Below are 22,317 nucleotides of genomic sequence, written 5' to 3' on the forward strand. Positions count from 1 at the left end.
TCGGCGGACACCAGGACGGGAACGGGGGAGCTTCGGGATGGCGGAGAGCGGGAGCACCGGGACGGCAGAGAGCACCGGGACAGCGCCACCGCCACCCCGGACCGGGCCGCCCGGCGCGGCGGCCCGCACCGGCCTCCTCGTCACCCTCGTGCTCGGCGGACTCACCGCCGTGCCGCCGCTGTCGATGGACATGTACCTCCCGGCGCTGCCCGAGGTCACCGGCGCCCTGCACACCTCCGCCGCCACCGCCCAGCTCACCCTGACCGCCTGCCTCACCGGCATGGCGCTCGGCCAGCTCGTCGTCGGCCCGATGAGCGACAAGTGGGGCCGCCGCGGACCGCTCCTGGCCGGCCTGCTCGTCTACGTGGCCGCGACCGCGATCTGCGCCCTCGCGCCGAACGCCGCCCTGCTCATCGCCTTCCGGCTGCTCCAGGGCCTCGCGGGCGCCGCCGGCATCGTCATCGCCCGCGCCGTCGTCCGCGACCTCTACGACGGCGTCGCGATGGCCCGCTTCTTCTCCACCCTGATGCTGATCTCCGGCGTCGCCCCGATCGTCGCCCCGCTCATCGGCGGCCAGGTGCTGCGCGTCACCGACTGGCGCGGCGTCTTCGTCGTCCTCACCGCGATCGGCCTCGCGCTCACCGCACTCGTGTGGAAGTGCCTGCCCGAGACGCTGGCGCCGGAGCGGCGGCACGGCGGGGGAGTGGGCGAGGCGCTGCGCACCATGCGCGGCCTGCTCGCCGACCGCGTCTTCGCCGGGTACATGATCGCGGGCGGCTTCGCGTTCGCCGCGCTGTTCGCCTACATCAGCGCCTCGCCGTTCGTCATCCAGGAGATCTACGGCGCCTCGCCGCAGACCTTCAGCCTGCTCTTCGGGCTGAACTCGGTCGGCCTGATCGCCGTCGGCCAGCTCAACGGCAAACTGCTCGTCGGCCGCGTCGACCTCGACAAGGTCCTCGGCACCGGGATCGGCCTCATCGTCCTCGCCGCCGGATTCCTGCTCCTCGTCGCCACCGGCGTCCTCGGCAGCCCCGAGCGGCTCGGCCTCGTACCGGTCTCCGCAGGGCTCTTCGCGCTCATGGCCTCCATGGCCCTGACCACCCCGAACACCAACGCGCTCGCCCTCATGCGCACCCCGCACGCCGCCGGCTCCGCCTCCGCGCTCCTCGGCACCTCCTCCTTCCTGATAGGGGCCGTCGCCTCGCCGCTCGTCGGCATCGCGGGGGAGCACACCGCGGTGCCCATGGCCGTCGTCCAGCTCGGCTGCGGGCTCGCCGCCGCCCTCGCCTTCGTCACGCTGTGCCGCCCCTGGCAGCAGCGCGCCGAGGAGGTGCGGGAAAGCTGAGCACGCCAAGACTGCGCCGCGGCACCCCCGAGCGGGCCGGGCTCGACGCCGTGCACCTCGCCGACCTCGTACGCGACGTACGGCTGCTGCCCGAGGGGGAGCGGCCCTGGTGCGCGGGCGCCGTGCTGCTCGCCGGGCGCGGCCCGGTGATCGCCGCCGAGGCCGCTTGCGGCTGGGCCGTGCGCTACTCCGCCTACGACGAGCGCACCGACCGGGGTGTGGAACTGCCGCCCGCCGCCCGCGTCCCCATGACCCTCGACACCCCCTTCGACCTGGCGTCCCTCACCAAGCTGTTCACCTCGATCGCCGCCGTCCAGCAGATCGAGCGCGGCACCCTCGGCATCGACGCCCGGGTCGGCGCCTACGTCCCCGAGTTCACGGCCGCCGCCGAGCACGGCATCACCGTCCGCCAGCTCCTCACCCACACCTCCGGCCTGCGCCCCGAACTCCCGCTGTACGAAGCCCGGGACCGGGCCGCCCGGCTCGCCGTCCTGCGCGCGGAGCGACCCTCGTCGGAGCCCGGCGAACACCGCTACTCCGACCTGAACATGCTGCTGCTCCAGCACGTCCTGGAGCGCCTCACCGGCCGCCCGCTCGACGTGCTGATCCGCGACGGCATCACCCGGCCCCTCGGCATGACCGCCACCTCGTTCGGGCCCCGGGCGGGCGCCGCCGCCACCGAGGACCAGGGCCGCCCCTGGGCCAAGGCCGACCGCGGCATGCTGCGCGGCGAGGTGCACGACGAGAACGCCTGGGCGCTCGGCGGCGTCGCGGGCCACGCCGGCCTCTTCTCCACCGCGCCCGACCTGGCGATCCTGTGCCGGACCCTGCTCGGCGGCGGCTCCTACGGCACCGCGCGCATCCTCGGCCCCGACTTCGTCGACCTGATGCTGGCCGCGCCCGGGCTCGGCTTCGCCGTCGACCAGCCCTGGTTCATGGGCGAGCTCGCCGGGCACGGCGCGGCCGGGCACACCGGCTTCACCGGCACGTCGCTGGTCGTCGACCCCGCCACGGACACCTTCCTCGTCCTGCTCGCCAACACCGTCCACCCGCGCCGCCGCCCCGCCGACAGCGCGCCGCGCGCCGTGGCGGCCACCTGTCTCGCCCGCGCGGTGATCCCGCTCGGCGCCCCTTAAAATTCCCGGGTGAACGCCCCGATCCCGTCCTCCGCCGACACCCTCCGCTCGGCCCTCGCCGGTCTCCTCGACGGCCTGCCGCCCACGCAGGCGGCCCGCGCCGTCGACCGGCTCATCGCCAGCTACCGGGGCACCACCCCGACCGACGCGCCGATCCTGCGGGACCGGGCGGACGTCGCGGCCTACGCGGCGTACCGGATGCCGGCCACGTTCGAGGCGGTGCGCTCGGCGCTGGGGGCACTGCGCGACGCGGCCCCGGCCGACTGGCTGCCCGGCTCCCACCTCGACATCGGCGGCGGGACCGGCGCGGCGGTCTGGGCCGCGCACGACGTGCTGCCCGGCACCCGCCCCACGACGGTCCTCGACTGGTCCGAGCCCGCGCTCGCCCTCGGCCGCGAACTCGCGTCCCGCGACGCCGGCCTGAAGTCCTCGGTCACCTGGAAGCGCGGCCGCATCGGTACGGGCGATCCGCTCCCCGGCGCCGACCTGGTGACCATCTCCTACGTCCTCAAGGAGCTGACGGAGGCGGATCGCGCGGCGGTCGTCGACGCGGCGGCCGGGGCCTCGGACGCTTCCGGCGGGGCCGTGGTCGTCATCGAGCCCGGCACCCCGGACGGCTACCTCCGCGTCATCGAGGCCCGCGACCGGCTGATCGCGGCCGGTTTCCAGGTCGCGGCGCCGTGCCCGCACAGCGCGGCCTGTCCGATCGTGGCCGGTACGGACTGGTGCCACTTCTCGGCGCGGGTCGCCCGGTCCTCCCTGCACCGGCGGGTCAAGGGGGGTTCGCTGGCGTACGAGGACGAGAAGTTCGCGTACGTGGCGGCCGTCCGCTTCGACCCGGAGCGGGGGGCGTCCCGCATCGTCCGCAAGCCCCAGATCCGCAAGGGCCAGGTCCTCCTCGACCTGTGCGAGCCGGTCCCCGGGCTCGACCGTGTCACGGTGACGAAGAAGCACGGGGCGCTCTATCGCGAGGCCCGGGACGCGGAGTGGGGCGACCCCTGGCCCCCGGCCTCGGCTTGAGCACGGCGTCACCCGGCGACGGTCGTCACGGCGCCTCGGACTCGCCCCGCTGATCCCGCAACCTGCGGAGCAGCTCCCGTTTCTGTGTGGCCGCGTCGACCCCCGCACCGCCGGTACGGCCGCCGCGGCCACCGCCGCGCAGCGCCTTGCGGGAGAGGTTGCTGCGAGTGCCGCCGACGCCCAGCATGTTGCCTGATCCACCTCGGGTCATGGTGTCCTCCACTAATCGACCAACTAGGCGAGACGTATCGTCTCGTCATCGGAACCTGCTCCACTCTGGGCGAGACGCAACGTCTTGTCAAGAGGATTCGAGGGTCGCCCGGAAGGTTGTGAGACGGTACGTCTCGCCTCGCTTCGCTGCTACATTCGACCCATGTCAGCCAAGCCAGCCAGCACCCCCGCCAAGAAGGCGGCCCCCGACTCGGCCCGCCGCAGCGAACGCTCCCGGCGCGCCATCTACGACGCCGCCCTCGGGCTCGTCGGCGAGATCGGCTACCCCCGCACCACCATCGAGGGCATCGCCGCCCGCGCCGGCGTCGGCAAGCAGACGATCTACCGCTGGTGGGGATCGAAGGCCGAGGTCCTGATGGAGGCCTTCATCGACCTCAACGAGCAGAACGCGCGCGCCGCCGCCGCGAACCACCCCGGCGTCCCCGTCGGCGGCTCGGGCCTGCCCGACACCGGAGACCTCGCCGCCGACCTCAAGCTCGTCCTGCGCGCCACCGTCGACGAACTCCAGGACCCCCGCTTCGAGGCCCCCGCCCGCGCCCTGGCCGCCGAGGGCCTCGCCGACCGCGAGTTCGCCGAGGGCTTCGTCCGCCGCCTCCTCATGCCCGGCCTCGACCTCTACACCGCCCGGCTGCGCGCCGCCGTGGAGGCCGGCCAGCTCCGCGCCGACCTCGACGCCGAGACCGCCCGCGACCTGTTCGTCTCGCCGATCGCGCAGCGCTGGCTCCAGGGCACGGGACCGCTCGATCACGCGTACACGGACCGCCTCGTCGAGTACGCCCTGTACGGGATCGCGGCCCGCCCCGCCACCCCCTGAACGCCTGTCCGCACGGGCCCGGGGGACCCCGGATGGGAACTGTGGCCACCCGGGGCGCAGGATGGTGGGACCATGTTGGTCCGGGATTCATCCGGTCACTCGGCACGACGGCGATGGTGAGGGGATAGATGGGCGCGGTGCACGACGGCAGCGGACACGGCGGCCTGGGCCGGTTCACCCGGTGGCTGAAGGCCTCCCGGGTGCCCAGAGAAGCCCCCGTCGACCCCGACCGCGAGGCGCTGCTGCTGGCCGCCGCCGCGGCCGGACTCCCGCTGGCCCCGGCCGCGCACCCCGCCGACTACCGCTGTTCGTGCAACCGCATCGGCTGTCCGACGCCGGGCCGGCACCCCCTCTCGTTCGCCTGGCAGACCCAGTCCACGACGGACCGCGGCCAGATCGAGCGCTGGGCCCGGCACCAGCCGCAGGCCAACTTCGTCACCGCGACCGGCGTGGTCCACGACGTCCTGGACGTCCCGCTGGCCGCCGGCCGGGAGGCGCTGGAGCGGCTGCTGTCCACCGGTGTCGACGTCGGGCCCGTCGCCGAGTCCGGCGGCGACCGCATGCTGTTCTTCACGGCGACCCGCGGCACCCCGGCCGACGAGGACGAGTGGTGGCCCTGCGAGCTGGACTGCCACCCCGAGACGATGGACGAGCACCCCGGCCTGCGCTGGCACTGCCGCGGCTCCTACGTCCTGGTCCCGCCGGCCCGCCTGCCCGGCGAGCGCGCGGTGACCTGGCTGCGCGGCCCGGAGCACCCGCTGCCGGACCCGCTCACCCTCCTGGAAGCCCTCACCGACGCCTGCGCCCGCCACACGGGCGCCGACGAGCCGGACTACACCAGCGCCTGGCCGTAGACGCCGTACTCGCTCAGGAACCCTCGGCCGTCGTGATGCCCTGGACGCGGCCGAGTACTCGGACCGCGCCGGACGAGCCCGCCGGGGTGAGGGCCGCCTGGTTCGACACGTAGCCGTATGTCGCCGACTGCTTCGGCTCGCCCGTCATCAGCGCCTTCACGCTGGGGTTGATCGCCGGCAGGTCGCTGCCCTGGGACGCGGTCTGCTTCTCGTAGCGCCGCGTCGTGAAGAAGACGAGCGCCCCGCCGTCCTTGGTACGCAGCGCGACCGGGGCGTAGTCGCCCGAGGTGAGCGGCTCGTCGATGAACTGGGTCGCGAGCCCGGGCCGCGACTCGTTCTTCTTCCGGGTCTCGCGCCACACCGAGGTGTAGGGGCCCGGCGCGAACCCGGAGCCGCCGTCCTTCAGGTACGCCGTGTACCGCGCGGGCAGCTTCTGCGGCGGCACCGCGAGACCGGACGCGTCGGCGTCCACGGCCTCGCCCCAGCCGTCCGCGTCCACGTCGAACGCGGGGACCTGGCTCTCCTGGAACACCGTCAGGTACGACACCGCCCACGGACGGTTCTCCGCGTCACGGGTGAAGACGAGGAGCCAACGGGTGCCCGTACCGCGGTTGCTGTCCGTGTCCGCGACGAACCAGCGGGGCCAGCCCGCCTTCTTCGGCACGGTGAACTTCGCGTCGGTCAGCTCCAGCGGGGCGTGCTTCGGATTGCCCTCGGGCTGCAGCGCGTGACCCGCCTTCAGCTTGGCCGTGTCGATCGCGGCGAGCGGCCCGGTCACGTACTTCTCGTCGGCCGACCGGTCGTACGTCCGGTCCGCCTTGTTGTACGCGGTCACGAAGGTGCCCAGAGCCCGCGCGGCCTCCGCCTTCGTGGTCGTCGGGACGACCTCGAGCTCCCCGTGCACGGTCACGCACCCGCTCGCCGTGAGGGACAGCAGGGCCGCCGCCACGACCGCCGCGGCCGGGCGCCCGCGCCTGTTCCTGACCTCGCTCATGACCTTGACCTCACCTACCCCTTCCCGGGGCCGAACCCTACCGGGAAGAGGCAGGCCGTAGTTCCGCCGGGGCCCTCGGGCCTCAGGCCTCGACCCGCTGCCGCGTACGACGCGAGAACAGGCCGGGCGGGGCGAAGAACAGCGCCAGCGTCGGCACCAAGTAGGCGCACCACACGGCGACCTGGAGCACGGTCGGGTCGGGCTGGAAGTTGAAGACGCCCTTCAGGAGCGTGCCCAGCCAGCCGTCGGGCGCGATCGTCGAACTGATGTCGAAGGCCAGGTTGTTGAGACCGCCGATGAAGTCCGCCTCCTGGAGGTCGTGCACGCCGTACGCGAGCACGCCCGCCGCCACGACGACCAGCATGCCGCCGGTCCACGTGAAGAACTTCGCCAGGTTGATCTTCAGCGCGCCCCGGTAGAACAGCCAGCCCAGGAAGACCGCCGTGGCGAGGCCGAGCAGCGCGCCGATCACCGGCTCCGACGTGCCGTTGCTGGTGGCGTGCACCGCCGTCCACACGAACAGGGACGTCTCCAGGCCCTCCCGGCCCACCGCGAGGAACGCCGTCACGACCAGCGCCGCCGTGCCCATCTGGAGGGCGGCGTCCAGCTTGCCGTGCAGCTCCGACTTCAGGTGCCGGGCGGTGCGCCGCATCCAGAACACCATCCACGTCACCAGGCCCACGGCGACGATCGACAGCGAACCGCCGAGCGCCTCCTGCGCCTTGAACGTCATCTCCTGCGAGCCGAACTCCAGCGCCGCGCCGAACCCGAAGGCCACGAGCACGGCCACGCCGACACCGAGCCACACCGGCTTCAGGGCGTCCTTGCGGTCCGTCTTCACCAGGTAGGCGATGAGGATGCAGACGATCAGGCTCGCCTCGAGGCCTTCACGCAGGCCGATCAGATAGTTCGCGAACATGCCCTCACGCCTCCGTGCGCTCGAAGAGGCCGCGGCCCCACCAGTCGTTCTTGTCCCGCACCCCCGGCGGCACGGCGAACACGGCCGAACCGACGTGCTGGATGTACTCGTTCAGCGCGTCCGCCGCCAGACTCCGCTGCACCGGGATGAACCCCTTGCGCACGTCCTTCTGGTACGCGAGGAAGAACAGGCCCGCGTCGAGCCGGCCGAGCCCGTCGGTGCCGTCCGTGAACGAGTAGCCGCGGCGCAGGATCGTCGCCCCGTGATTGGCGTCCGGGTGCGCGAGCCGCACGTGCGCGGTCGGCTTCATCGCCTTCAGGAACGGCTGGTCGTGCTCCTTCGCCTTGCCGACGGGCGCGCCCTCGCGCTTGTCGCGGCCGAACACGTCCTCCTGCTCCTGCAGCGACGTGCGGTCCCAGGTCTCGACGTTCATCCGGATCCGGCGGGCCACGAGGTACGAGCCGCCGTTCATCCACGTCGAGTCGCCGACCCACACGTGCTCGGCGAGGCGGTCCTTCTCGGTGCCCGCGATGTTGCGGGTGCCGTCCTTGAAGCCGAACAGGTTGCGCGGGGTCTGCGCGTCCGGCGTCGTCGAGGACGTCTTGCCGAAGCCGAGCTGCGACCAGCGGATGGCGACCTTGCCGAAGCCGATCCGGGCCAGGTTGCGGATGGCGTGCACCGCGACCTGCGGGTCGTCGGCGCAGGCCTGCACGCACAGGTCGCCGCCGCTGCGCGCCTTGTCGAGGTTGTCGCCGGGGAACTTCGGCAGCTCGACGAGCGCCTCGGGCCGCCGGTCCGCGATCCCGAACGCCTTGCCGTGCTTGTCGAAGAAGGAGGGGCCGAAGCCGATCGTCAGGGTCAGCCGGGACGGCTTGAGGCCGAGCGCCTCGCCCGTGTCGTCCGGCGGCGCCTCCGGCAGCCCGCCGTACGCGCCGTCGCCGACCGTACGGCCCTCGCACATCAGCGCGGCGGCCTCGGTCCAGTCCTTGAGCAGCTGGACGAACGCCTCGCGGTCGTCCGTCTTCACGTCGAACGCCGCGAAGTGCAGCCGGTCCTGGACCGGGGTCGCGATGCCCGCCTGGTGCGCGCCGTGGAACGGCACGGAGCCGCCCGTGTCGGCGGCCGGCTGCAGGTCGTCGGCCCCGGTACGGGTCAGCGCGACGGCCCCGCCCGCCGCGGCGGCGCCGAGCGCGAGCCCGGCCCCTCCGGCGGCGAGCAGCGAACGCCGGGACGGGGCGGGGGACGATGCCGTCCCCGTGTCCTTGACCTGGTCCGTGTCGGTGTCGGTCATGGGCTGCCTCCTCAGGTCTCTCGTACGTTCGCCGGTTACTTGACGACGACGGCCGCGGCCAGCTTGGACAGCGGCTCCGCCAGCGCGTTCACCGCGTCGGACAGCTCCTTCTTCTCCGCCTCGCCGACCTTGTCGTAGGAGGTGAAGTCGTAGGAGTTCTTGTCCTTGCGGTACCGGTCGAGCAGCTTGTCCACGGCGGCGAACTGGCGGTCGAGCTCCTTGGTGAGCGCCGCGTCGTTCTCGGAGGCGACCGGCTTGAGCAGGTCGTACGCCTTCTCGGCGCCCTCGACGTTGGCCTTGAAGTCGACGAGGTCGGTGTGCGAGTAGGCCTCCTCCTCGCCGGTGACCTTGCCGGTGGCGACTTCGTCGAGCAGCTCCTTGGCGCCGTTCGCCATCGAGGTCGGCGTGATCACGGCCTTGCCGACGCGCTGCTGCCAGTCCTTGAGGTCCTTGTCGAGCAGCGTGGCCAGCTCCTTCTCACGGGAGCCGATCTTGCCGTTCTTCCACAGCGACTTCTCCAGGCGGTGCCAGCCGGTCCAGTCCGTCTTCGGGTCCTGGTCGTCGGCCAGACCGTCCTCGCGGACGTCGACCTTCGGGTCGATGTCCGCGAAGGACTCGGCGACCGGCTCGGTGCGCTCCCAGCCGATGCGGGAGTCGGCGTAGGCCTTCTTGGCGCCCTCGACGTCGCCCTTACGGATCGCGTCCGTGAACTTCTTGACCTTGGGCAGCGTCTCGTCGGCCTGCGTCTGCGTGTACGTGCGGTACGCGGCGACGGCCTTGTCGAGGCGCGGGTCGCGCTTGGCGGCGGCCTTGCCGCCGGTCGCCTCGACCTTCTGGCGGATGCCCTTGCCCGTCATGCCGGGCTTGCAGGCGATCTCGTAGGCGCCGGCCTTGATCTCCGCGGTGATGGTCGCCTTGGTGCCGGGGGCGATGTTCTCGCGCTCGGTGACGATCCGGTCGTCGGGGAACAGGACGTAGACCTCGGTGACCTTGGCGCCCTTGTTCTCGACCGCCAGCTTGACGTGGCCGGCGGGGAACGAGGTCGTCGAGACCTTGCAGCTGTCGTCGGTCGCGGTGACCTTGATCGCGTCCGAACCCTTGTCCTTGGAGTCGCTCTTCTCGGTGCAGCCCGTGACGGCGGTCAGGGCCGCCACCGTGGCGACGGCGGTGGCGACGGTGAGTCGGACGGCTCGCATGCGGGCTCCAGGTAAGTACGGGTCGTGCGTCAGCTAACGACTAAGGCGGCCCTAACTTATATGAGGCTTACCTCAGTTCTACCCCTCTGTCCCGTGATTCAGCTCTCATGTGGGAGCGGGTGGTAGCGACCCGGACACGACCGACCCTCCAGCGACCCAGGAAATGGTCAAGAGACGGTCAAGTCGGCTGGTGGCCCGGACACCGTGGTTCACTGCGGGACGTGGAGAACCGCATGGAGAACATGGACGACGTGCCCTATGACGTGCTGCGCGTCTTCTGCGGACCCGACGGCCGGCGCGGCAACGAACTCGGCGTCGTGCGCGACGGCTCCCTGCTGCCCGGCCGCGCCGAGCGGCAGGCGTTCGCGGGCAAGCTCGGCTTCAGCGAGACCGTGTTCGTCGACGACCCCGAGCGCGGCGTCATCGACATCTACACCCCGACCCTGCGCCTGCCCTTCGCCGGCCACCCCTGCGTCGGCTCCGCCTGGCTCCTCGACGTGCCCGAGCTGAGCGTGCCCGCGGGCGTCGTGGGCGCCCGCCTCGACGGCGAGTTCAGCTGGATCGAGGCCCGCGCCGAGTGGGCCCCGCCGCGCACCCTGCGTCAGTACGGGTCCGCCGCCGAGGTCGACGCGCTGCCCGTGCCGCCCCGCGGGGAGTGGATCTACACCTGGGCCTGGGAGGACGAGGCCGCCGGACGGGTCCGCGCCCGGGGCTTCCCCGGCCGCGACGACGGCATCGTCGAGGACGAGGCCACCGGCGCCGCCGCGCTGCTCCTCACGGACCGGCTGGGCCGCGCCCTGAACATCCGCCAGGGCGCCGGCTCCCAGATCCTGACGGCGCCCCAGCCCGAGGGCTGGATCGAGGTGGGCGGCCGCGTCAGGCTGACCGGCTCAAGCCCCTCCGGCGATTGAGGAGCGGGGTCCGGGGCGGAGCCCCGAGACGGTGAGCCAGGCGCCGCCGCACGATCACGCGGCCGAGGAGAACTCCTCACCCAGTGCCGCGAACAGGGCCGTGTTCAAGGCGAACGCCCGCTTGCACTCGGCGACGACCCGCTGCTTCTCCAGATCGTCCACCGCGATCCCGTCGAGCAGCTCGCGATAGGCCCGCTTGAACGCCGCCGGGTTCCCGACCTGCTCGAACACGTAGAAGCGCACACCGTCGCCCTTGCGCGCGAAGCCCCACGTCCGCTCCGCCTTGTCCCGGATGATCTGCCCACCCGACAGATCGCCCAGGTAGCGCGTGTAGTGGTGCGCCACATAACCGCCGGGCCAGGACGCCGCGCACTCCGCGACCCGCGCCGCGTACTCCCGCGTCGCCGGCAGCGCCGACACCGAGGAACGCCATCCGGCGCCCCGCAGATGCGCCAGATCCCGCTCCAGCTCCGGCACCCGCAGCAGCTCGGGCCGGATGAACGGACCCGCCACCGCGTCCCGCGCCAGCCGCTCCGCGTCCGCCTCCAGCGCCCGGTACACGAACCACAGCTGCTCCGTGTACCGCGCGTACGCCTCCACGCCGAGCGCCCCGCCGAGCAGGTCACCCATGAACGTCGACGTCTCCGCCTCCGTGTGCTGCTCGTGCGACGCCGTGCGGATCAGGGTGGAGAACGGGGTGGAGAACGGGGTGTCCATGAGGCCTCCGCGAGCCGATTCATCTTCCCGACAGTGTGTCGGTAAAAGAACCTACCCCTTCCCCGTTCAGCCGAACATAAGAAGCAGGCACGAGAAGAGCCCGCCCCGGATCTCCGGGACGGGCTCACAAAACGGCAGCGGCGGGGGACTACGGCAGGGTCAGAATCTCCGCGCCCGTGTCCGTGACCACCAGCGTGTGCTCGAACTGAGCCGTCCGCCTGCGGTCCTTCGTCACGACGGTCCACCCGTCGTCCCACATGTCGTAGTCGTGCGTGCCCAGCGTCAGCATCGGCTCGATCGTGAACGTCATGCCCGGCTGGATCACCGTCGTCGCGTGCGGGGAGTCGTAGTGCGGGACGATCAGCCCGCTGTGGAACGACGAGTTGATGCCGTGCCCCGTGAAGTCCCGCACCACCCCGTAGCCGAAGCGCTTGGCGTACGACTCGATGACCCGGCCGATGATGTTGATCTGGCGGCCCGGCTTCACGGCCTTGATCGCCCGGTTCAGCGACTCGCGGGTGCGCTCGACCAGCAGGCGCGACTCCTCGTCCACGTCGCCGACCAGGTACGTCGCGTTGTTGTCGCCGTGCACGCCGCCGATGTACGCCGTCACGTCCAGGTTCACGATGTCGCCGTCGCGCAGGACCGTCGAGTCCGGGATGCCGTGGCAGATGACCTCGTTGACGCTCGTGCACAGCGACTTGGGGAAGCCGCGGTAGCCCAGCGTCGACGGGTAGGCGCCGTGGTCGCACATGTACGCGTGCGCGATCCGGTCCAGCTCGTCCGTGGTGACGCCCGGCGCGATCGCCTTGGCCGCCTCCTCCATCGCCTGCGCCGCGATCCGGCCCGCGATCCGCATCGCCTCGATGGTCTCGGGCGTCTGCACCTCGGGACCCTTGTACGGGGTCGGCGCGGGCTTGCCCACGTACTCGGGGCGCCGGATGTTCCCCGGCACGGAGCGGATCGGGGACTGTTCCCCGGGGACGAGAAGCGACGACTGCGACGGGACTGACATGCCAGCGAGTGTAACGAGCGGCAGTGGGGGACCATGGCTCTGAGCGCCCTGAGGAGATCCTGAGGAGAGGAGTCGGCCGTGGCCCTGTTCAAGAAGCGGACCGTCGGTAAACCGGGTGAGTGGTACTACTGCCTGGAGCACCAGAAGGTCGAGGAGGGGCCCGAGTGCCCCGCCAAGGACCGGTTCGGGCCGTACGCGACCCGCGAGGAGGCGTCGCACGCGATGGAGACGGCGCGTGAGCGGAACCTCGAATGGGAGGGTGACCCGCGCTGGCACGACAAGTCCGCGGGCACGTCAGGCTCTCCGGACGACGAGGACTGACCAGGGCCTCTCGTGCGGATCAGACCGCGGCCGAGTCGCGGCGCCGCACGGCGTCCTCGTCGGTGTCGGCGTCGTAGGTGAGGAGCCTCGGGAGCGCGGCGGTGAGGGCCGCCACGGACAGGACACAGGCCGCGCCGCCCGTCCAGATCGCCGTCCGCGTCCCCGTCCAGCCGGCCGCCGCGCCCGCCCTCAGCTGGCCCAGCTGCGGGCCCACGCTGTAGGACAGCACCTCGATGCCGGCGAGGCGGCCGCGCAGGGCGTCCGGGATCGTCTGGTTCCAGATGGTGGAGCGGCCCAGGCCGCTCACCATGTCGCCCGCGCCGGCCGCGGCCAGGCACACCAGCACCAGCCACACGTTCGAGAACCACCCCGCCGCCGCGATCGCCAGCCCCCAGCCCGCCGCCCCGGCCACCACGAGCAGCCCGTGCCGCCGCACCCGGGACGTCCAGCCGCTGGTCAGCGAGCAGAGCAGGGAGCCCACCGCGCCGGCCGCGTACATCAGGCCGAGGGACCACGGCGCGTCCAGCTCGTCCGCGAGGAACGGGAACACGGTGTTCGGGAACGCGAAGAACATCGCCGCCATGTCCACCGCGTACGTACCGAGCAGCACCGGCCGTGACCAGGCGTAGGCCGCACCCTCCGCCAGGCCCCGCAGCGACGGCTTGACCGCGTCGTGCGCGGGCGGCGCCGGGGCGAGGCGCGCGCACATCGCCACCGAGACGGCGAACCCGACGACCGTCACGGCGTACGCGGTGGCGTGCCCCGCGTACGCGACGACCACGCCTGCCAGGGCCGGGCCCGCGATCGCCCCCGCGTTCCAGCGCAGCGCGTTGAGCGCCGCGGCGGCGGTGAGCTGGTCGTGCGGCACGATCCGGGCGAGCAGCGAGTCCAGCGCCGGGCGCTGGAGCCCCGCGAGGCCCGAGACCCCGGCCGCGACGAGATACAGCGGCCACAGCAGCGGGCTCGGCAGCGCCGCGTTCACGAACAGGATCAGGGCCAGGCCGCCCAGCCCCGCCTCCGTCCACAGGATCACCCGGCGCCGGTCCACCGCGTCCGCGAGAGCGCCCCCGTACAGCCCGCACACCACCAGCGGCACCAGCTCCACGGCGCCCATCGCGCCCACCGCGAGCGGCGAGTCCGTCAGCTCCTTGATCTGCAACGGCAGCGCGACCATCGCCATGAAACTGCCGAAGTACGTCACCAGCCCCTGCACCCACAGCAGCCGGAAGTCCCGCACGGAACGCCACGGCGTCAGATCGGGCAGCAGAGCGGACAGCTTCGCGGAAAGCGGGCGTTGATCAGACACGACCACCCATGCTCGACGCGTCCCGCGGCGTCGGCAACGCATTTACGTCGCACCCGGCGACGAGGCTCGGCACCTACCGCGAGGCCCGCTCACCACCGGCCCGGGGGCGGGGCCGTCAGGTGGTCGGCCAGGCGGGAGAGGCGGTCGCGGAAACCCCGGCGGGCGCGGGGCGCCGGCACCGCGTTCTCCCCGGCCGCCGCGCTCACCAGATGCTGCACCGTGTCGAGGTCCAGGTCCGTGTCGCCGGGCACGGTCAGCGCGTCGTGCGCCATCGCCCGCAGCTCCCCGCCCGACCCCTCCGCGTCGAGCGCCAGCACCGTGGCCCCCGCCCGCCGCGCGTCGTGCACCCGCTCAAGGAGCCCTGCCCCCGCCTCGTCCGGCGTCACCACCAGCAGCGTCTCCCCGCGCCGCGCCGCTTCCAGCCGTCCGAGCCCGACCGCCAGATGCGCCGGATCGTCGGGCCGCGCCGCGTGCCGGACGAGCGTGGGCGCCAGCTCCGGCGTCCCGGACCACGCCGCCTCGTCCACCAGGTGCGCCGCCAGATGCCACGGCTCGTACGACGCGGTGCCGACGAGCAGCAGCCCGCCCCCGTGCGCGGACACCGAGGAGCGCAGCGCCCCGGCGAAGCGGCGGGTGGCGGCGGGCCACCCCGTTCCGGCGAGGACCTCGCGCAGCAGGGCTACTCGTACGGCGTCCATGGCCCCGCATGGTGCCCGAACCACGGCCCCCGTCCGGCCCGTTCGCCCGAAGACCGCCCGTACGAGTCACGACCGACCGTGCTGACCAGGACCGTACGCATGAGTAAGGTCGCCCCATGACTACCCATGAGTAAGGTCGCCCCATGACTACCAGTGACAGCGCACAGCCCGCCGCCCCCGCGAAGGCCCCCGCCAAGGACCCGTGGGAGCTGCCCGACGTGTCCGGGCTCGTCGTCGGCGTGCTCGGCGGCACCGGACCCCAGGGCAAGGGTCTCGCCTACCGGTTCGCCCGCGCCGGACAGAAGGTGATCCTCGGCTCCCGCGCCGCCGAGCGCGCCCAGGCCGCCGCCGACGAGCTCGGCCTCGGCATCGAGGGCGCCGACAACGCCGAGTGCGCCCGCCGCAGCGACATCGTCATCGTCGCCGTCCCCTGGGACGGCCACGGCGCGACCCTGGAGGCGCTGCGCGAGGACCTCGCCGGCAAGCTCGTCGTCGACTGCGTCAACCCGCTCGGCTTCGACAAGAAGGGCGCCTACGCCCTGAAGCCGGAAGAAGGCAGCGCCGCCGAACAGGCCGCCGCCCTGCTCCCCGACTCCCGGGTCACCGCCGCCTTCCACCACCTGTCCGCCGTCCTGCTCTCCGACCCGGAGATCGAGGAGATCGACACGGACGTGATGGTGCTCGGCGAGTCCCGCGAGGACACGGACACCGTGCAGGCGCTGGCCGCCCGCATCCCCGGCATGCGCGGCGTGTTCGCGGGCCGGCTCCGTAACGCGCACCAGGTCGAGTCCCTGGTCGCGAACCTCATCTCGGTGAACCGCCGCTACAAGGCCCACGCGGGCCTGCGCGTCACGGACGTATAACCACACGCCCACGCAATCGGGGCGCGTTCCGGCGTGGGCGGGGCATGGGGGACACTGGTCGGCGAAACGGCGAAACGCCGCCGTGCCGTACGTGCCGTATTGGAGCCGACCCCCATGCCCCGCATCGCACTCTTCGCCCTCGTGCTCTGCGTCCTCGCCGTCGCCGCCGCGGTGGTCTCCTTCGTCCAGGGCAGCTTCCTGGGTGTCGTGTGGGTCCTGATCGCCGGCATCACGTCGAACATGACGTGGTTCTACGTCCGCAAGGCCCGCATGGAGAAGGACGCCGCGCGCGCTACCGAGGCAGCGTGACGGTCGGGATCTCCGGCGTCCCCTGCCAGAACTCGTAGAACCGCCGGCCCCAGTACGTGTCCCACTCGGTCACGCCCAGGCCGCGCAGCAGGGCGTCGACCGCGTCGAAGAACCACCCGTTGACCGACGGGATCCACAGGATCGCGAAGACCGCGAGCAGCCCGAACGGCGCGAACGGCTCCACCTGACGCCGGATCTTGTACGACAGCCAGGGCTCGATCACCCCGTACCCGTCGAGGCCCGGGACCGGCAGGAAGTTCAGGATCGCCGCGGTCACCTGGAGCAGCGCCAGGAAACCGAGCGCGTACCGGAAGGTGTCCGGCACCCCGTCGAGCGCGTTCAGCCAGAACGGGGCGGTGCAGACGACGGCGAACAGCACGTTCGTGAGCGGCCCCGCCGCCGAGATCAGGCTGTGCTTCCAGCGCCCGTGGATCCGGCCCCGCTCGATGTAGACCGCCCCGCCGGGCAGACCGATACCGCCCATGATCACGAAGATCACGGGGAGGACGATGCTCAGCAGGGCATGGGTGTACTTCAGCGGGTTCAGCGTGAGGTAGCCCTTGTCGCCGACGGACAGGTCGCCGCTGTGCAGGGCCGTGCGGGCGTGCGCGTACTCGTGCAGGCACAGCGAGACGATCCACGCGCCCGTGACGAACAGGAACACCGCGACACCCGGCGCCGCCGCGAAGTCCGTCCACACCCCCCAGCCGGCCACGGCCGTGACGGCGGCGATCCCGAGAAACACGGGGCTGATCCGATGGTCGCCGCGCCGGGCGGAGGCGGACTTCATGAACGGGCACTCCAGGGTGTCGCGGATTCGATGGCGCCGGTGATCACTGGCGTGACCGAACGTACCCGGCCACCCCCGAAAAACGCCCCGCCCGACCCAAGGAGTTCCCAACCAACGGCTCCGCCGCGGGGCGCGGGGCTGTATTGATCGGCGGCTCCGCCGCGGGGGCGCGACCTTCGTGCCCCTGGGGCGCACGAAGTGTGCCTTCAGGGGCGCGGGGAACTGCGCGAGAAGCCCCACCGCCCGCAGGCGGCGACGCACCCGCAACCCGCCACGGCGACAGGCCGCCGAACCACGACGAACCCGCACCCCGACAACCCCGCGCTGACCCCACACCCAGGACCGGCGACAATAGGCCCCGTGCGCTATCGCCTGCTAGGCCCGACGGAGGCGCTCCGCGACGACGGCACCCCCGTCCCGGTCGGCGGAGCCAGACTCCGCGCGCTCCTGACCACCCTCGCCCTGCGCCCCGGCCGCACCGTCCCCGCCGCCCTCCTCGTCGACGAGGTGTGGGGCGCCGAACCACCCGCCGACGCCCCCGGCGCACTGCAGGCCCTCGTCGGACGGCTGCGCCGCACCCTCGGCGCCGACGCGGTCGCCTCGGCGGACAGCGGCGGCTACCGGCTCGCGGCGACCACCGACGACATCGACCTGTTCCGCTTCGAGCGGCTCACCGCCGACGGCCTGCGCGCCCTCGCCGACGACGACCCCGCCAAGGCCGCCGACGCCCTCGACGACGCACTCGCCCTGTGGCGCGGCCCCGCCCTCGCCGATCTCCCCGACCGCACCGCCGAGGCCGCCCGCTGGGACACCCGCCGCCTCGACGCCCGCCGCGCCCGCCTCACCGCCCTGCTCGCGCTCGGCCGGGCCGAGTCCGCGCTGCCCGAGCTGACCGCCCTGTGCGAGGCGCACCCTCTCGACGAACCGCTCCAGGCGCTGCGCCTGCGCGCCCTGCGCGACACCGGCCGCGCCGCCCAGGCCCTGGCCGCCTACGAGGACGTACGCCGAGGGCTCGCCGACCGGCTCGGCGCCGACCCGGGGCCCGAACTGCGCGCCCTGCACGCCGAGTTGCTCGACCCCGGCCCCGTCGAGCAGCCCGTACGGCAGGCGGCCGGCGTGCGCGGCAACCTGCGCGCCCGGCTCACCTCCTTCGTGGGCCGCGAGCACGACATCGAGGCGATCCGCGCCGAACTGGGCCGCGCCCGCCTCGTCACGCTCCTCGGCCCCGGCGGCGCCGGAAAGACCCGGCTGTCGCAGGAGGCCGCCGACGGCCTGGCCGGCGGCGACGCCGCCCCGGACGGGGTGTGGCTGGCCGAGCTCGCCCCCGTCGGCGACCCCGCGGCCGTGCCGGAGGCCGTCGTCAGCGCGCTCGGCGCCCGCGAGACCGTGCTGCGCGGCGCCGGCGCCGAGGAGTTGCGCGTCGCGAGCGAGCGGCACGGCGACGACCCGCTCGTCCGCCTCGTCGAGCACTGCGCCGACCGTCGCATGCTGATCGTCCTCGACAACTGCGAGCACGTGATCGACGCGGCCGCCGCCCTCACCGAGCAGCTGCTCGCCCACTGCCCCGGCGTCACCGTCCTCGCCACCAGCCGCGAACCCCTCGGCGTCCCCGGCGAGTCCCTCCGGCCGGTCGAGCCGCTCCCGGAGCCGTACGCGCTGCGCCTGTTCGGCGAGCGCGGCGCCGCCGTGCGCCCCGGGTTCACCGTCGACGAGGCCCCGGAGGCCGTCGGCGAGATCTGCCGCCGCCTCGACGGACTCCCGCTCGCCATCGAACTCGCCGCCGCCCGGCTGCGGATGCTCACCCCGCGCCAGATCGCCGACCGGCTCGACGACCGTTTCCGGCTGCTCACCTCCGGCGCGCGCACCGCGCTGCCCCGCCAGCAGACCCTGCGCGCCGTCGTCGACTGGTCCTGGGACCTGCTCGACGCGCCCGAACGCACCGTCCTGGCCCGCCTGTCCGTGTTCAGCGGAGGCTGCGACCTGGCCGCCGCCGAGGCCGTGTGCGCCGGCGCGGACACCCCTGACGTGCTGGAGGCGCTCGGCTCGCTCGTCGACAAGTCCCTCGTGGTCGCCGCCCCCGACGACGGCGGCATGCGCTACCGGCTCCTGGAGACCGTCGCCGAGTACGCGGGCGACCGCCTCGACGAGGCCGCCGACCGGGAGAGCGCCGAGCGCGCCCACCTCACGTACTACCGCGAACTCGCCCGCACCACCGACCCGTTGCTGCGCGGACGCCACCAGCGCGCCGCCGTCGCCCGGATCGAGCGCGACTACGAGAACCTGCGCACCGCTCTGCGGCACGCCGTCGCGGCGCGGGACGAGCAGGAGGGGCTCAGCCTCGTCCTGTCGCTCGCCTGGTTCTGGCAGATGCGGGACCTGCGCACCGAAGGCCGCACCTGGACGCGGGAGGTCGCCGCTCTCGGCCCCGACCCGTTCGCCGGGCCCGCCCGGCCCGCGCCGCCGATCCTGGAGCGCTGCACCGACGCCCCGCCCCCGTTCACCGGCGACCTCCTCGACGAGGCCCGCCGCCAGCTCCACCTGTGCCGCTTCTCGACCATGGACATGGAGATGGACGAGTGGCGCTCCGAGGCCGGTCAGGCCCGGCTGCGGATCATCGTCGACACCTACCGGGCCGACCTGCCGCAGGCCTGCCGCCCGCCCGGCAACATCTGGTACTTCGCCGTCGTCATGACCGGCGACCTGGAACGGCTGCACCGGCTCACCGACATCACCGTCGCGACCTGCCGGGAACTCGGCTACGAGTGGGAGCTCGCCCTCGTCCTGCAACTGCGCGCCAACCTGCACGCCAACCGGGCCTCCTGGGCCGCCACCGGGATCGCGGACGCCGACGAGTCGATCGAGCTGTTCACCCGGCTCGGCGACGAGTGGGGCGTCGCCGAGGCGCTGTCGGCGCGCGGCGAGGCGCACGAGAAGCTCGGCCGGTTCGCGCAGGCCGCCGCCGACTTCCGGCGGGCCCGCGAGGTCGCCGAGGACATGGGCGCGCACGCCCAGTCGACGATCCTCCAGGTGCGGCTGGGACAGGTGCTGATCGAGCTGGGGGAGGCGGAGGAGGGGGAGCGGATGCTGTGGCAGGCGCTCGACTCCGCGCGGCGGCCGGCGAACGAGGCCCGGCCCGTGGCCCGGATGATCCTGGTCGGCCGTCTCGCCGCGACCGGCCGGATCGCCGAGGCGCGGGAGCAACTGGAGCTGCTGCGCGTGGAGTTCGCCGGGCAGGAGGTCAACTTCTTCCACTCCATGCTGACCGGCATGGAAGCGATGATCGACGTCACCGAGGGGTGCGCCGAGTCGGCGCTGGCGAACGTGTCGCGGGCCGTGGAGCTCGCCGCCGACCCGCTGGCCGTGATCATCATGCCGCACCTGATGGCGATGCAGCTGCTCACCGCGGCCCGCGCGCTCACCCTGCGCGGGCAGGACGGCGACACGTGCCGTGCGGCCCGGCTGATCGGCGCGGCGGACGCCTCGCTGCCGGAGGGGCACATCCCGAACGGGATGGAGCGCAAGTGGCGGGCCGACGCGGAGGCGGCCGTACGCGCCGGGCTCGACGACGCGGCCTACGAGCGGGAGCACGCCGAGGGCGGCGGTCTCTCCGTGGAGGAGGCCGCCGCCCTCTTCTGACGCGCGCCGGGTGAACTCACCCGGTATCAGGCCTTCTTGGTGAACTTCCGGATCGCGACCGGAGCCATGACGACCGTCAGGCCGGCGGACCAGGCGAGCGTCACCCACAGGCCGTGGGCGACCGGGCCGCCCACCATGAGACCGCGGGCGGCGTCCGCGAGCCCGGACATCGGGTTGTACTTCGTGAAGCTCTCCAGCCAGCCCGGCATCGACGTGGTCGGCGCGAAGATCGACGAGCCGAACTGGAGCGGCATCATCACCAGGAAGCCCATCGCCTGCACGGACTGGGCGTTCTTCATGGTCACGCCGAGGACCAGGAAGATCCACATGATGGCGGAGCCGAACAGGGCGGACAGGCCGAGCGCGGCGAACAGACCGCCCCAGTTCGTGATGTCGAACCCGACCAGGACCGCGACGACCATCAGCACGGTCGTGGCGACGAGCAGGCGCAGCAGCTCGACGGAGATCTTCGCGATCAGGACCGAGCCCCGGCCGATGGGCAGGGACCGGAAACGGTCCATGATCCCCTTGTGGAAGTCCTCGTTGAAGCCGGTGCCGACGCCCTGCGCGATGTTCATGCTCATCATCGCGACCATGCCGGGGATCACGTACTGCACGTACTGCTGCTGGCCGCCGCCGAGGGACTGGCCGATCGAGCCGCCGAAGACGTACACGAACAGCAGCGTGAAGATGACGGGCATCAGGACCGCGTCCATCATCGACTCGGGGTCCTGCTTGATCCACAGCAGATTGCGGCGGACCAGGGCGCCGGTGTGGCGCAGGTGGCCGCGCAGCCCGATCCGGGGGTCGGCCGCGACGGTGATGGTGGGGGTGGTGGTGGCGGTACTCATACGGCGACCTCCTCGAGCTCGGGCCTGGCGTCCTGGGGGACGGTCGCCTTCTGGCCGGTGATGGACAGGAACACCTCGTCCAGGCTGGGCAGTTCGGTGGTGATCGAACCGATCGTGATGCCGCGCGCGGTGACCGCGCCGACGACGGCGGTCAGCTGCTCGTCGCTCAGGATCGGGACGAGCAGGGCGCCGGCCTCGGTGTCGACGGTGGTCGTGGCGAGACCGGTGATCCCGAGGTCGTCCAGGGTGTTCGCCAGCGGGCGCAGCTCCAGCGGGTCCGCGGGGCGGATCCGCAGCGTGCGGCCGCCGACCTTCGCCTTGAGCGCGTCGATGCCGCCGTTCGCGATGACGCGGCCGCGGTCGATGACGGTCAGCTCGGAGGCCAGCTGCTCGGCCTCCTCCATGTACTGGGTGGTGAGCAGCACGGTCACGCCGTCCCGCACCATGCTCTTGACCTCGTCCCACACCTCGTTACGGGTCCGGGGGTCGAGCCCGGTCGTCGGCTCGTCGAGGTAGAGGACGTGCGGCCGGCCGATCATCGAGGCGGCCAGGTCGAGCCGGCGCCGCATGCCGCCGGAGTACGTCCGGGCGGGCCGCGCCGCCGCGTCGGTCAGCGAGAACCGCTCCAGCAGCGCGTCGGCCCGTGCCTTCGCGTCCTTGCGGGACAGGTCGAGCAGCCGGCCGATCAGGTAGAGGTTCTCCCGCCCGGAGAGCTTCTCGTCGACCGAGGCGTACTGGCCGGTGAGACCGATCACCCGGCGCAGCTGCCGGGGCTGGCGCACGGTGTCGTAACCGGCGACGACCGCGGTGCCGGCGTCGGGCGTGATCAGGGTGGACAGGCAGCGTACGAGGGTGGTCTTGCCGGCGCCGTTCGGCCCGAGCACACCCATCACGGTGCCCTCGTGCACGTCCAGGTCGACACCGTCCAGGGCCTTGGTCTCGCCGTAGTGCTTGACCAGCCCCCGCACGGCCACGGCGACTCCTCGGCCGCCTTCGGGGTTCACATCGATTCGCGTCATGCCCCCAACCTGACGCACCCCACCGACACCCGACCGACATCCCACCGACACCCCACCCGCTCCACCGACACCCCACCGACA

The 22,317-nt window shown here is 72.8% G+C and carries 22 protein-coding genes; 10 read left to right on the forward strand and 12 right to left on the reverse strand.

What is annotated here, in order from left to right:
• Positions 1 to 37: 37 nt before the first annotated feature.
• The 3 genes from ACZ4E1_RS00945 to ACZ4E1_RS00955 are packed head-to-tail and all read left to right on the forward strand — an operon-like array spanning position 38 to position 3,501.
• Entirely contained in the window at positions 38 to 1,345 is a 1,308-nt protein-coding gene (locus ACZ4E1_RS00945; protein ID WP_467534587.1) for a multidrug effflux MFS transporter, read from the forward strand.
• Positions 1,309 to 2,481, forward strand: coding sequence for a serine hydrolase domain-containing protein (locus ACZ4E1_RS00950; protein ID WP_467535384.1), 1,173 nt, complete (start codon positions 1,309 to 1,311; stop codon positions 2,479 to 2,481). Before ACZ4E1_RS00945 ends, ACZ4E1_RS00950 begins: the two co-directional genes overlap by 37 nt.
• A 9-nt stretch (positions 2,482 to 2,490) precedes the next feature.
• A complete protein-coding gene (locus ACZ4E1_RS00955) occupies positions 2,491 to 3,501 on the forward strand; it encodes a small ribosomal subunit Rsm22 family protein (protein WP_467534589.1) in 1,011 nt (336 codons plus the stop codon).
• A 25-nt stretch (positions 3,502 to 3,526) separates the two neighbouring features.
• Here the strand turns inward: ACZ4E1_RS00955 and ACZ4E1_RS00960 are convergent, their stop codons facing one another.
• The gene (locus ACZ4E1_RS00960; RefSeq protein WP_399125839.1) at positions 3,527 to 3,712 is read right to left on the reverse strand and encodes a DUF6243 family protein; all 186 of its coding nucleotides are present in this window, start codon (positions 3,710 to 3,712) and stop codon (positions 3,527 to 3,529) included.
• A gap of 162 nt (positions 3,713 to 3,874) precedes the next feature.
• Here ACZ4E1_RS00960 and ACZ4E1_RS00965 point away from each other — a divergent pair, with 162 nt between their 5' ends.
• Entirely contained in the window at positions 3,875 to 4,546 is a 672-nt protein-coding gene (locus ACZ4E1_RS00965) for a TetR/AcrR family transcriptional regulator (RefSeq protein ID WP_467534590.1), read from the forward strand.
• Positions 4,547 to 4,674: 128 nt separating this feature from the next.
• On the forward strand, positions 4,675 to 5,400 hold the full coding sequence (locus tag ACZ4E1_RS00970; protein WP_467534591.1) for a bifunctional DNA primase/polymerase: 726 nt from the start codon (positions 4,675 to 4,677) through the stop codon (positions 5,398 to 5,400).
• 13 nt (positions 5,401 to 5,413) lie between these two features.
• Here the strand turns inward: ACZ4E1_RS00970 and ACZ4E1_RS00975 are convergent, their stop codons facing one another.
• The 4 genes from ACZ4E1_RS00975 to efeO form a co-directional block, all read right to left on the reverse strand.
• Positions 5,414 to 6,394, reverse strand: coding sequence for an SCO2278 family lipoprotein (locus ACZ4E1_RS00975; protein ID WP_467534592.1), 981 nt, complete (start codon positions 6,392 to 6,394; stop codon positions 5,414 to 5,416).
• An 82-nt stretch (positions 6,395 to 6,476) separates the two neighbouring features.
• Entirely contained in the window at positions 6,477 to 7,313 is an 837-nt protein-coding gene (gene efeU, locus ACZ4E1_RS00980) for an iron uptake transporter permease EfeU (RefSeq protein WP_399125835.1), read from the reverse strand.
• Between the two features lie 4 nt (positions 7,314 to 7,317).
• The gene (gene efeB / locus ACZ4E1_RS00985; protein WP_467534594.1) at positions 7,318 to 8,604 is read right to left on the reverse strand and encodes an iron uptake transporter deferrochelatase/peroxidase subunit; all 1,287 of its coding nucleotides are present in this window, start codon (positions 8,602 to 8,604) and stop codon (positions 7,318 to 7,320) included.
• 35 nt (positions 8,605 to 8,639) lie between these two features.
• Positions 8,640 to 9,800, reverse strand: a complete 1,161-nt coding sequence (efeO, locus tag ACZ4E1_RS00990) for an iron uptake system protein EfeO (protein ID WP_467534596.1) — start codon at positions 9,798 to 9,800, stop codon at positions 8,640 to 8,642.
• Positions 9,801 to 10,042: 242 nt separating this feature from the next.
• Here efeO and ACZ4E1_RS00995 point away from each other — a divergent pair, with 242 nt between their 5' ends.
• On the forward strand, positions 10,043 to 10,711 hold the full coding sequence (locus tag ACZ4E1_RS00995) for a PhzF family phenazine biosynthesis protein (RefSeq protein ID WP_467535385.1): 669 nt from the start codon (positions 10,043 to 10,045) through the stop codon (positions 10,709 to 10,711).
• Positions 10,712 to 10,765: 54 nt separating this feature from the next.
• Here the strand turns inward: ACZ4E1_RS00995 and ACZ4E1_RS01000 are convergent, their stop codons facing one another.
• Complete coding sequence (locus tag ACZ4E1_RS01000; protein ID WP_467534597.1) at positions 10,766 to 11,428, reverse strand: biliverdin-producing heme oxygenase; 663 nt, start codon at positions 11,426 to 11,428, stop codon at positions 10,766 to 10,768.
• 148 nt (positions 11,429 to 11,576) lie between these two features.
• Entirely contained in the window at positions 11,577 to 12,443 is an 867-nt protein-coding gene (map, locus tag ACZ4E1_RS01005; RefSeq protein ID WP_467534598.1) for a type I methionyl aminopeptidase, read from the reverse strand.
• A 78-nt stretch (positions 12,444 to 12,521) separates the two neighbouring features.
• On the opposite strand from map, the gene ACZ4E1_RS01010 reads away from it, so the two are divergent.
• On the forward strand, positions 12,522 to 12,764 hold the full coding sequence (locus tag ACZ4E1_RS01010) for a hypothetical protein (RefSeq protein WP_467534600.1): 243 nt from the start codon (positions 12,522 to 12,524) through the stop codon (positions 12,762 to 12,764).
• Positions 12,765 to 12,783: 19 nt separating this feature from the next.
• Here the strand turns inward: ACZ4E1_RS01010 and ACZ4E1_RS01015 are convergent, their stop codons facing one another.
• Both ACZ4E1_RS01015 and ACZ4E1_RS01020 read right to left on the reverse strand, forming a co-directional pair.
• Positions 12,784 to 14,070: an MFS transporter gene (locus ACZ4E1_RS01015; RefSeq protein ID WP_467534601.1), complete on the reverse strand. Its 1,287-nt coding sequence runs from the start codon at positions 14,068 to 14,070 to the stop codon at positions 12,784 to 12,786.
• 89 nt (positions 14,071 to 14,159) lie between these two features.
• Positions 14,160 to 14,768 carry a hypothetical protein gene (locus tag ACZ4E1_RS01020; protein WP_467534603.1) on the reverse strand — a complete coding sequence of 203 codons (609 nt, stop codon included), beginning with the start codon at positions 14,766 to 14,768 and terminating at the stop codon, positions 14,160 to 14,162.
• A 143-nt stretch (positions 14,769 to 14,911) separates the two neighbouring features.
• Here ACZ4E1_RS01020 and npdG point away from each other — a divergent pair, with 143 nt between their 5' ends.
• Positions 14,912 to 15,631, forward strand: coding sequence for an NADPH-dependent F420 reductase (npdG, locus tag ACZ4E1_RS01025; RefSeq protein ID WP_467534604.1), 720 nt, complete (start codon positions 14,912 to 14,914; stop codon positions 15,629 to 15,631).
• Positions 15,632 to 15,745: 114 nt separating this feature from the next.
• Positions 15,746 to 15,940, forward strand: a complete 195-nt coding sequence (locus ACZ4E1_RS01030; RefSeq protein WP_467534606.1) for a hypothetical protein — start codon at positions 15,746 to 15,748, stop codon at positions 15,938 to 15,940.
• Here ACZ4E1_RS01030 and ACZ4E1_RS01035 read toward each other — a convergent pair.
• Entirely contained in the window at positions 15,924 to 16,730 is an 807-nt protein-coding gene (locus tag ACZ4E1_RS01035; protein WP_467534607.1) for a site-2 protease family protein, read from the reverse strand. The two genes, ACZ4E1_RS01030 and ACZ4E1_RS01035, sit on opposite strands and share 17 nt — an antisense overlap.
• A 351-nt stretch (positions 16,731 to 17,081) precedes the next feature.
• Between ACZ4E1_RS01035 and ACZ4E1_RS01040 the strand changes: the two genes are divergently transcribed.
• Complete coding sequence (locus ACZ4E1_RS01040) at positions 17,082 to 20,366, forward strand: BTAD domain-containing putative transcriptional regulator (protein ID WP_467535386.1); 3,285 nt, start codon at positions 17,082 to 17,084, stop codon at positions 20,364 to 20,366.
• Between the two features lie 26 nt (positions 20,367 to 20,392).
• Here the strand turns inward: ACZ4E1_RS01040 and ACZ4E1_RS01045 are convergent, their stop codons facing one another.
• The gene (locus tag ACZ4E1_RS01045) at positions 20,393 to 21,217 is read right to left on the reverse strand and encodes an ABC transporter permease (protein ID WP_467534609.1); all 825 of its coding nucleotides are present in this window, start codon (positions 21,215 to 21,217) and stop codon (positions 20,393 to 20,395) included.
• On the reverse strand, positions 21,214 to 22,236 hold the full coding sequence (locus ACZ4E1_RS01050) for an ATP-binding cassette domain-containing protein (protein WP_467534610.1): 1,023 nt from the start codon (positions 22,234 to 22,236) through the stop codon (positions 21,214 to 21,216). Before ACZ4E1_RS01050 ends, ACZ4E1_RS01045 begins: the two co-directional genes overlap by 4 nt.
• Positions 22,237 to 22,317 lie beyond the last annotated feature (81 nt).

It is taken from the genome of Streptomyces sp. NPDC025806, assembly GCF_055558275.1.

What these genes read in the sequence shown, in the direction of transcription:
- ACZ4E1_RS00945 (WP_467534587.1), top strand. Translation starts at nt 38, where the DNA reads ATGGCGGAGAGCGGGAGCACCGGGACGGCAGAGAGCACCGGGACAGCG.
- ACZ4E1_RS00960 (WP_399125839.1), bottom strand. Translation starts at nt 3,712, where the DNA reads ATGACCCGAGGTGGATCAGGCAACATGCTGGGCGTCGGCGGCACTCGC.
- ACZ4E1_RS00965 (WP_467534590.1), top strand. Translation starts at nt 3,875, where the DNA reads ATGTCAGCCAAGCCAGCCAGCACCCCCGCCAAGAAGGCGGCCCCCGAC.
- ACZ4E1_RS00970 (WP_467534591.1), top strand. Translation starts at nt 4,675, where the DNA reads ATGGGCGCGGTGCACGACGGCAGCGGACACGGCGGCCTGGGCCGGTTC.
- ACZ4E1_RS00975 (WP_467534592.1), bottom strand. Translation starts at nt 6,394, where the DNA reads ATGAGCGAGGTCAGGAACAGGCGCGGGCGCCCGGCCGCGGCGGTCGTG.
- efeU (WP_399125835.1), bottom strand. Translation starts at nt 7,313, where the DNA reads ATGTTCGCGAACTATCTGATCGGCCTGCGTGAAGGCCTCGAGGCGAGC.
- efeB (WP_467534594.1), bottom strand. Translation starts at nt 8,604, where the DNA reads ATGACCGACACCGACACGGACCAGGTCAAGGACACGGGGACGGCATCG.
- efeO (WP_467534596.1), bottom strand. Translation starts at nt 9,800, where the DNA reads ATGCGAGCCGTCCGACTCACCGTCGCCACCGCCGTCGCCACGGTGGCG.
- ACZ4E1_RS00995 (WP_467535385.1), top strand. Translation starts at nt 10,043, where the DNA reads ATGGACGACGTGCCCTATGACGTGCTGCGCGTCTTCTGCGGACCCGAC.
- ACZ4E1_RS01000 (WP_467534597.1), bottom strand. Translation starts at nt 11,428, where the DNA reads ATGGACACCCCGTTCTCCACCCCGTTCTCCACCCTGATCCGCACGGCG.
- map (WP_467534598.1), bottom strand. Translation starts at nt 12,443, where the DNA reads ATGTCAGTCCCGTCGCAGTCGTCGCTTCTCGTCCCCGGGGAACAGTCC.
- ACZ4E1_RS01020 (WP_467534603.1), bottom strand. Translation starts at nt 14,768, where the DNA reads ATGGACGCCGTACGAGTAGCCCTGCTGCGCGAGGTCCTCGCCGGAACG.
- npdG (WP_467534604.1), top strand. Translation starts at nt 14,912, where the DNA reads ATGACTACCAGTGACAGCGCACAGCCCGCCGCCCCCGCGAAGGCCCCC.
- ACZ4E1_RS01030 (WP_467534606.1), top strand. Translation starts at nt 15,746, where the DNA reads ATGCCCCGCATCGCACTCTTCGCCCTCGTGCTCTGCGTCCTCGCCGTC.
- ACZ4E1_RS01035 (WP_467534607.1), bottom strand. Translation starts at nt 16,730, where the DNA reads ATGAAGTCCGCCTCCGCCCGGCGCGGCGACCATCGGATCAGCCCCGTG.
- ACZ4E1_RS01045 (WP_467534609.1), bottom strand. Translation starts at nt 21,217, where the DNA reads ATGAGTACCGCCACCACCACCCCCACCATCACCGTCGCGGCCGACCCC.
- ACZ4E1_RS01050 (WP_467534610.1), bottom strand. Translation starts at nt 22,236, where the DNA reads ATGACGCGAATCGATGTGAACCCCGAAGGCGGCCGAGGAGTCGCCGTG.